The organism is Bacteroidota bacterium (assembly GCA_018698135.1).
Classification (GTDB): domain Bacteria; phylum Bacteroidota; class Bacteroidia; order CAILMK01; family JAAYUY01; genus JABINZ01.
The window spans coordinates 1-9153 of record JABINZ010000140.1; the positions used below are offsets into that span (position 1 = coordinate 1).

The window sequence follows — 9153 nt, forward strand, 5'->3', positions numbered from 1 at the left end:
AAGTGGCACGGTTAGAACCGTAATCAATGTGGCTTAACACATGGTGGCACTATTAGAACCGAAAATAGTGGCACTAATAAAACCGAAATCACTGGCACTGATAGTCCGAAATGGCTGGCATGGTTTGATCCGAAATATCCAACAAATTTATCCCAGAATCTACAGCAAAAGAAATGCTTGGTAAAGGGACAACATGGTTCTGGCAAAAAAGGAGGGATGGTGAACTAAACTTCAGAAAAGTTGGAAACAAAATTTATTACAAACTTTCCGACATTGAAAAGCTGTTTGAAGGAAAAGATGAAGGAGGTTTGTCATGAGTATTTCAAAAGAAAACATCCTTAGCTTAACCAATCAGGGATTAGATGTTTTTAGGCATTCTATAGATTTTAGCTTTCAAATTGGTAAAGCCTTCTCAAGTCCTTTAAGGAAAGATCGGCATCCATCTTTTTCTATTTTTCAAGAACGCAGTTCAGGTGTTTATTTATTTAAAGATTTTGCTGATGATAGCATAAAAGGTGATGCAATCAGGTTTATAGAGCTTCTTTATAATATCCCGTTTATAGAAGCTCTGGATAAAATCAATAGAGAACTGAGCCTTCAATTAGGAAAAGAGAGGCAAGTAAAAAAACCTGTACAAATCAAACAATTAGAACTTATTCCTGAGGAATGGAATGAATCAAATCTGAGCTATTTCTCTCAGTATAGGATTACAAAAGAAGTACTGGTTAAGTTCGCTGTGAAACCTTTGAAGTCAATAAAGTATTCAAATAATGCAGAGGCAATTAAAGCTACAAAGTCCAATCCACAATATTTGTATTCATCCGATTGGGGAGGTAAAATCTATAGACCAAATTGCACCTCGAGGTTTCAGTATATTGGTAGTAAGCCAAAGGAATACATTTTCGGTTATGATAAATTACCTGATACAGGTCTTGAATTGATCATAACAGGTGGAGAAAAGGATGTCTTAACATTCAGATCATTGGGTTTATGGGCTATTTGTCTTAATAGCGAAACGGCTGTAGTAGACGAAGGATTACTTGAAAAAATACGCAAAAGGTTTAAATATATACTTGTTTGCTATGACACTGATAGAACTGGTATTAAAGCAGCTGAAAATCTGGCTAAAAAAAATAGCCTTATCAATCTTGTATTACCGCTTAATGGAAGTAAAAAAGAAAAGGATATCAGTGATTTTGTTAGAAAAGGTGCTTCCAGAGATAGTGTTTTGGAGCTGATCAACGAAGCAATTAACAAGAAATTTGATGAGATCATTAAAGCATTAACCCCTTATACATTCGATGCAACTCAGACAGTAGAAAAACCAATACCGATATTACAGATTGAAGAACATAATATTTTAAGCCTTGGGAATTTGCTTGTACTTGCTGGCAAAGTCAAGACAGGTAAAAGTGCTGTATTGTATAATATTATTGCGGGGGCTATTCGTCAGGATGATTTTAGATATGAATCATTGGGTATAACGATTGAGCCAAATCGTGAAAGCAAAGCGATATTGCACTTTGATACAGAGCAATCAACATACGATTGGCACAAACGAATAAAAAATGCGCTTAGACAAGCTGGAGTTGAAAATCAGCCAGAATACTTCAAATCCTATCACATACTTGAATTTACAATGGCTGAGCGGTTGAGAGTAATTCAAGAAACAGTTGAATATAATTATAGGAAGTTTGGTGGGATTCACTTGGTATTGGTGGATGGTGTTGCCGATTTAGTTAGCAGTGTGAATGATGAAGAGAAGAGCAATCAGGTTGTTGACCTATTTCATCGATTGTCAGTAGAGTATAAATGTCCTATCGTTTTAGTTGTACACCTTAATCCTGATGGTATTAAAACCAGAGGACACTTAGGAAGCCAATTGGACAGAAAAGCGGAGAGCTTAATCATTATCGAAAGAGAGGGTGATACATGCACAATAAATCCTAAATATTGCAGGAATGCCAATGCCATTGATATTCCTTTGCTTCAATTCAAATGGGATAGTGAAAAGCAGTGTCATGTAAGTAGTGGGAAAAAATCGGGAGCTGATAAGGAAATAATGAAGATCGAAGAATATAAAGAGGTTTTAAACGACATTTTTTATAACGGATTAGAGAGCATGGATAAACGGTCTTTTAAAGACAAGCTCATGGAGGAACTCGGGATTAAGAAGTCCGCAGTTTATAATGTAATTAACTTCATGAACTCTCACGGCCTTATAACGGAGGAAATAGAATCAAAACAAATAGTACCAACGTATTTTAAAGACCTATTAGAGGTTCATGATAAAGAGGAGCAAGACGATGATTTACCTTTTTAAAACATTCCAGTTTCCACCAGCCTATATAAGGAAGTGGAAAGTGGAAAAGTACCGTAAAGTAACGTGTTACCGTAACGTAGCACTTTTATTAACCGTAACCATATTATTTAGTTACTATAAATTGTTACCGTAATGAAAGACGAAATAGCAAAAAAGTGTGCTTTTTGTGGCAGAGATTTTAGCACTTCAAATAAACGTAAAATCTATTGCTGTAATTCATGTAAAGTTCGATCCTATGAGATTCGAAAGGGAAAAGAAGCACCTGATTTTTTAATTAAAGATCAGTTTGATATTGTAAAGAAAGATGTCATCGTAAAAACTGATAATCCAAAATATTCTGAAATTGAAAATGAAATCAATTCGATACAAGCACAATGGAATATCAAGCAAGAAAAGAGAGCTAAATTACTGGCTGAACTTCAGTCATTACAGAATGATCCAGGACAGTTATTAGGAGGTATGGGTGGATTTACAGCATCCTACTTTTTGACCAATAGTGTTAAGAATGAATGGGTCAGATTGGCTCTTATGCTTGGGAGTACATATGCAGGATCAGAGATTTTAAAAAGTCCCAAGCAAAAAAGAGAGGCAATAAACAACGTTATACAACAGATAGATGGATCTATTAAAGCTCTTGATGTTGAGATTAAGTCAATTAGTAGTCAATTGATGATTAAACGGCTACTGTTGTTCAAAACACCAAAGGAAATTGATAAAAAGGAAACAAAGGATATTAAAGTTCCTAGGCGTAAGCAAGTGAAAGGATCGACCAAAAATCAAGAAAGCATCCTAACAGCATCACAGCTTTCAAATATGGAGTTTGATTTACACAATCTTACAGGAAAGTTTGGTGAGTTTTTAGGAGATATTGCGCAGAATACTTTTATAACTGCTCATGGGCAGCCAGGAAGTGGCAAGAGTACATTCTTTTTACAGTTAGCTAACTATTTCACTCAATTCGGACATGTGCTTTATGCAACGCCTGAAGAAGGCTTTAGCCCGACCTTTAAGCAAAAGCTGATCAATAATAATATTACCAGCGATAATATTCATATTACAGCTTACAACTCCCTTAAAGAAACAAGTTCCAAACTTAAAAGCATTGACTTCAAGTTCTGCTTCATTGATAGTATAAATATGATCAAGGATTCATCTCCTGAGGCCTTAGAAGACTTAAGGGCGAAATACCCAGATGTCTGTTTTGCAATCATTATGCAATCAACAAAGGATGGCAAATTCAAAGGAAGCAATGAATATGCACATAACTCTGATATAAATATAAAGATAGAAAAGGGTGTTGCTGAGACAATTAAAAACAGGTTTGGCAAGTTAGGAACCTATGAGGTTTTCTAATAGAGCAGAATGTAGAAACTCCCATGGCAAAGAAAAGGCGTATATATTCTAAAAATGTCGTTTAGTCTGTAACTTCAGACTTTGCCCTCGGAAAAGCACATATATCCGAAGGCCTATAAACACTAAGATTATTTAATATCTCTATTAAAGATTAGCTAAAATGAAAAATTCAAGTCCTGTCACCCCTATGGGCTAAAAAAATCCAAATTTGAACGAAAAAGGTAATTAATAATATTAGTGAATTATAAGCTGGCACTATTCTACTAATTGCAATATGTTTATTATGCTTTCTATCCTATAATTTCAGTAACAACTATACATATAACTTTTGGTCTTAAGATCCATAAAATAAAAGTCACCTACTATTACATTTTCATAATCAAAGAATATTGTTAGAACAATTTAATTATCAAAACTTGAAATTTTTATTTATTTCATTTCTATTACTGCACGTTCAACTTCTTCTTTGGTAACTTTTTCACCAGTTCTTAGCCACTTAAAAAATACTTTTATGGAGTTACTAAGTGACAGTAATAAAGGTAACATTAGCAATGTTAAAAAAGTAGCGACAACTATTCCATAAGAAATTGAAATCGCCATTGGTTTTAAAAATTGTGCTTGTCGGCTTTGCTCTAAAAGTAAGGGCGACAAACCGGCAACTGTTGTTAATGAAGTTAAAAATATTGCCCTAAACCGTGAAATTCCAGCCTGTAAAAGAGCATCATTGAATTTAAGGCCATCTTTAAGAAATCCATTAAACTTGCCTACCAAAACCAAACCATCGTTCACCATAATTCCGACTAAAGCAATAATTCCCAACCACGAAAGAATATTTATTGGCAAACCATGCAAAAAGTGGCCAAGTACAATTCCAATTACGCTAAAAGGAATCATAAACATCAACAATAAAGGCTGACTATAAGACCTAAATGTAAATGCAATAACAACATATATCAACATAAGAATGATAAAACCTACCTTTCCAAGTGAATCTTTTGTTTTCTGAGCTTCTCTGTTTTGTCCTTCGTATGATACTAAGACAGAGGGATATTTGGAAAGTATTTCAGGGATAATATCATTTTTAATGTTAGCTAAAATATCTGTGGGACTATCTTTTTTTGATTTTAAATCAGCAAAAATCTGGATTTCGCGTCTTCCATTTAAATGATTAATGGCAACTTCGCCACGTATTATCTTATATGTAGCAATTTCAGAAAAAGGAACCCGACTTCCTGAAGGAGTAGTAATCCACATATCGTCCAGGTTCTTAATGGAAGAACGATCTTCTTTGTTGTATCTAACCCAAATTTTTATCTCATCCTGACCGCGCTGTAAACGTTGTGTTTGTATGCCAAAAAAACCCGATCTTACCTGCATCATTACCGACTGTAAATTAAGCCCTAATAATAGTCCGTTTTCTTTTAGTTTTATGTTTACTTCCTTAATTCCAGCAGGGTCATTATCGGCTACATCTTTAAGTAATGGATTAGCCATCATTTGCTTTTTCAGTTCTTTTTTAGCCTCTTTTAGTTCTTGTATGTTGTTTCCAAGAAGCGAAACCGAAACAGGACTACCGCCAAAATTTCCCCCAGAACCAAAAGTTAGACTTTCCACACCATTTACTATCCCCACTTTATTACGTATTGCATTTGTTATTTCTTGCGATGAAAAGTCTCTATTTTCTCCAGGCAACATATTAACAGTAAGCATCGCTTTTGAAGTTCCGGGGCCTATTCTCTTTATTGTATTTTCGATTACAGAATATTGTCCTGTTTGTATCTTCGTAAAATCATCATTTACCAACCAAACCGCTTCTTCAATTATTGAAGCAATAGAATCGGTTATTGACTCATTAGTTCCCTGGGGCATATTTAGGTTTATAACCACTCTGTCACTTGCAATAGATGGGAAAAAAGAAGTTTTAACAATGCCACCACCCAGTACACCAAGCGAAATAATAAGTAAAGAAAGAGGTATTGCAAAACCCAAAATTTTATTTTTCAATATGAATCTTAAATAGGGCGCATACAAACGATCTCTGATATATATTAGAAATTTATCTGCATGTTTATTTATTTTCTTAAAATAGTAATCGAATTTGCTCTCTTTGGTGTGACCTTTTTTATCTGCTAATGCTTTTGAATGTGCAATATGTGCCGGCAAAATAATTAAGGCTTCAATTAACGAAACTAAAAGTGTAAGTATTACAACTGTTGATACCTCGCTAAACATATCTCCCATTCGCCCGTCTAAAAAGTAGAATGTAGAAAAAGCGATAATCGTTGTTGCAATAGCTGCCAATATTGGTGGGATTACTTCCATCGTTCCGTCAATGGCAGCTTGAACTGGTGATTTCCCTTTTTTGTAGTGATCGTAAATATTTTCGCCAATTACAATCCCATCGTCAACTAAAATCCCAATAACAATTATCATCCCGAATAAAGAAAAAACGTTGATTGTTACACCAAGCTGAGCGGCAAAAATAAACATCCCTAAAAAAGCTATTGGCAAGCCAGCAGCAACCCAAAAAGCTAACCTCACATTTAAAAATAAGGCAAGAAATAATAATACTAAAAGTACACCGTAAAAAATGTTTTCGAGTAACAAGTTTGTCCGTTGCAACAGCGTTATCGATAAATCACTGGTAATATCTATTTTAAGATTATCATTTTGAGTATTAAATTTTTTGATATAAGTCCTAACTTGCTCAGCAGAAGACAACATATCTTCGTTATTTGTATTGCTGATAGAAATATTCGCTGCAATTTTACCGTTGTAAAAAATTCTATCAGGAGTTTCAGACCATTTATCACTAATATCAGCAACATCGCTAAGTCGAATAATATTCCCCGACTTATCAGCTCTAATTACCAAATTATGAAGTTCATCTGCATAGTATTTTCTGTTATTAGCTCTTATTAAATACTCTTCTGTATCTGTTTTTACACTTCCGCCTGTAATAAGTAAATTGGTTTGCTTTATTGCATTTGCAACGGTTTCAAAAGAAAGATTGTAGGCTCTCAAGTCTTTTTCGCGCAATGCAATTTCAATTTCCTGTTCAGGAAAACCACTCAAAGTAATCTGAGAAATACCTTTTAAGTTCCTCAAATCTGCTTCTATTTCTTGGGCATATTGTTTTAATGTAGTAAGCGGAATGTTTTCTCCACTTAAGGTGAAACTAATGGTTTCACGAGTATTTTCAACTTTCGAAATAATGGGTGGTTCTATGCCAATTGGAAAGGATGGTACTTTATCCACGGCATTCTTAACATCTGCCAAAACCACATCAATGTTTTTACCACGTTCAATTTCAATATTTATAATGGCTGAGTTTTCTTTTGAAACCGAGGTTATTTTATAGATACCAACAATACCTTTTAGATTATTTTCAATCTTAAGAACAACACCTTCTTCCATCTCGATTGGTGAGGCGCCAGGATATAGAACACTTATGCTGATATTCCTGGTATCAAAAAGTGGCTGGTAAGACGATTTCATTGACAAGGCACCTATTATACCAAAAGAAATAAAAACCAGTACTATGATATTAACAGCTACACGATATTTTATAAAATAGGTAAGAATCTTTTTCATGAATAATTATTTCTTTTTATTGCCCTTATTAATCTTCACCTTCATTCCTTCAAAAGCTCCCTGCAAAGGTTTAGAAATTATTTTGGTACCATTTTTCAACCCCTTAACTATTACTGTTTTATCATTAAAAAAAACCGGATTAATTTGTACCAGATATAAACCTGAGTCTTTTACTGCAAAAAGTTTATTGTTTTCAAAGAGTAATTTTCGGTCTACTTCAAAAGCATCTGGTTCAGATCTGGTAACCAATTCAGCTTCTAAATACATTCCTTCTCGCAGATCGTTAGCATTTGCTTCAATAAAAACTCTGACAGTCTGAGAAGCTTGATCTATTTTTCCATTAATACGAATAATTTTTCCTTGCCAACTTTTCGTGTGCTCAATGTTGTTTAACCTTACCGGATTTCCAATTTTTATAAAATCAATGAAACTGCTTTTTATCGCTAATTCCATTTCATAAGTATGTGCATTAATAAATTCACCTAACTTTTGCCCCTGACGAATTAAACTTCCCTGTGTTACTAAAGCTTCTGTAAGCACACCGTTATAGGGTGCTCGTATTGTATATTTACTTAATCTAATATCAAGATTTTCCAGATTATAATATTGTGTGTAGATATTATTTCCGGTAAAAAAGTACTTTTCTCTATCCGATTTTGTTTCAGGCAATTCCGGCAAGTTTTTTTCAACATCTAACAAGATTAAGTAATTCTGCCATTTTTCATATTCAAATGGAAAATCCACTTTTATGTCAGGCATAATTGATAGTAATGAATTGTGAAGATTACTTTTTAATGACCGTAAATTAGCCAGATGCTCATCCGTATTAATACTTAAAATTATTTCACCTTTCAAATAATACGTTCCGGCCTTAAATTCTTTTTTGCTGATATTTAAAACTCCTTGTACCTCAGAATAAATTTCGATTTTATTTTTTGCAATAAGGCTACCTGTTGAGTTTATTAGTATAGGAATTGTTTTGTTTTTTACTATGTTAACCATTACGGTTTTTGTGTCTTTAGCTATTTTAGGTTTCTTTTTGTCTGAACTTTTGATAAAAGCTACAGCTATTAAAACCGAAATTGCAATAAGGGTTAAGCCTATTATAATGGATACGTACTTTCTCATAATTGCATTTTTAGTTACAAACATAGCTGTTAAGATACTATAATAATTGTGAATAGTGTAGATTAGACAATTCGCACAATTAAAATGGCACATGTCACCGCAGATTCATAATTATCTTGTGCTAAAGAACCTCTAATAATAAGACAGGCTTTACAACCTATAATATATTGTAATAATAAGTCCGGGTTTTATGCCATGTGTCTGTAGCTTCGCTGGAATCACATGGGAAATGCCACTGAAACTCAGACTCTTGACAGAAATACTGGTAATAAGGGTTCTGAATCCAAGCTTCTACTACCGTTTCGGCCCCCAGATTAAACATTTGTTTTAGTATGAGCAACCAGACATTAAACGCACGGATTTGGAATGTATTCCAGTATGGGAGTGTAATGAAGAAAACTCATCCTCAAGTTCTTTCCAAGGATAAATATCCGCTTAAACGACAAGTTTGTTTTTAGGATTGATAAGTTGTTTTAAAACTAGCTTGAATAAATTCAATTGATTTTGATCTGGTGACTTGCCTCTCATTTTCTGCAAAGGAGAGACTAACTAATGAAATTTTAAACAAAAAAAGGCCAAATATTCAAATATTTGGCCTTTTTCATAATTTATTATTATTTCACAAGCGTCACCGTTCCTGAATATTTGTAGTCTATTCCATCGAGTCCTTTCACTCGCATCACATAAACATAAACATCCATCGGTACCTTATCATCAGTGTTCAGGTAACTGCCATCCCAACCATGGGTAGCATA

The 9153-nt window shown here is 34.0% G+C and carries 7 protein-coding genes; 3 read left to right on the top strand and 4 right to left on the bottom strand.

Annotated features, from left to right (window positions below; genetic code table 11):
* Positions 1-173 precede the first annotated feature (173 nt).
* From HOG71_09425 to HOG71_09435, 3 genes are all read left to right on the top strand, one after another.
* Positions 174-317 carry a hypothetical protein gene (locus HOG71_09425; GenBank protein ID MBT5991062.1) on the top strand — a complete coding sequence of 48 codons (144 nt, stop codon included), beginning with the start codon at positions 174-176 and terminating at the stop codon, positions 315-317.
* Positions 314-2323: an AAA family ATPase gene (locus HOG71_09430; GenBank protein ID MBT5991063.1), complete on the top strand. Its 2010-nt coding sequence runs from the start codon at positions 314-316 to the stop codon at positions 2321-2323. The genes HOG71_09425 and HOG71_09430 overlap by 4 nt, the downstream gene beginning before the upstream one ends.
* 132 nt (positions 2324-2455) lie before the next feature.
* Positions 2456-3676, top strand: a complete 1221-nt coding sequence (locus HOG71_09435; protein ID MBT5991064.1) for a hypothetical protein — start codon at positions 2456-2458, stop codon at positions 3674-3676.
* Positions 3677-4105: 429 nt separating this feature from the next.
* Here HOG71_09435 and HOG71_09440 read toward each other — a convergent pair whose 3' ends face one another.
* From HOG71_09440 to HOG71_09455, 4 genes are all read right to left on the bottom strand, one after another.
* The gene (locus tag HOG71_09440; protein ID MBT5991065.1) at positions 4106-7270 is read right to left on the bottom strand and encodes an efflux RND transporter permease subunit; all 3165 of its coding nucleotides are present in this window, start codon (positions 7268-7270) and stop codon (positions 4106-4108) included.
* Between the two features lie 6 nt (positions 7271-7276).
* On the bottom strand, positions 7277-8398 hold the full coding sequence (locus HOG71_09445; GenBank protein MBT5991066.1) for an HlyD family efflux transporter periplasmic adaptor subunit: 1122 nt from the start codon (positions 8396-8398) through the stop codon (positions 7277-7279).
* Between the two features lie 157 nt (positions 8399-8555).
* A complete protein-coding gene (locus HOG71_09450) occupies positions 8556-8720 on the bottom strand; it encodes a hypothetical protein (GenBank protein ID MBT5991067.1) in 165 nt (54 codons plus the stop codon).
* Between the two features lie 292 nt (positions 8721-9012).
* Positions 9013-9153 (bottom strand): hypothetical protein (locus HOG71_09455; protein ID MBT5991068.1); only part of this gene is annotated, 141 nt, incomplete at its 5' end.

Bases quoted from the DNA above. Each gene is read 5' to 3' on its own strand.
- HOG71_09425 (MBT5991062.1), top strand. From the start codon at position 174: ATGCTTGGTAAAGGGACAACATGGTTCTGGCAAAAAAGGAGGGATGGT.
- HOG71_09430 (MBT5991063.1), top strand. From the start codon at position 314: ATGAGTATTTCAAAAGAAAACATCCTTAGCTTAACCAATCAGGGATTA.
- HOG71_09435 (MBT5991064.1), top strand. From the start codon at position 2,456: ATGAAAGACGAAATAGCAAAAAAGTGTGCTTTTTGTGGCAGAGATTTT.
- HOG71_09440 (MBT5991065.1), bottom strand. From the start codon at position 7,270: ATGAAAAAGATTCTTACCTATTTTATAAAATATCGTGTAGCTGTTAAT.
- HOG71_09445 (MBT5991066.1), bottom strand. From the start codon at position 8,398: ATGAGAAAGTACGTATCCATTATAATAGGCTTAACCCTTATTGCAATT.
- HOG71_09450 (MBT5991067.1), bottom strand. From the start codon at position 8,720: ATGTTTAATCTGGGGGCCGAAACGGTAGTAGAAGCTTGGATTCAGAAC.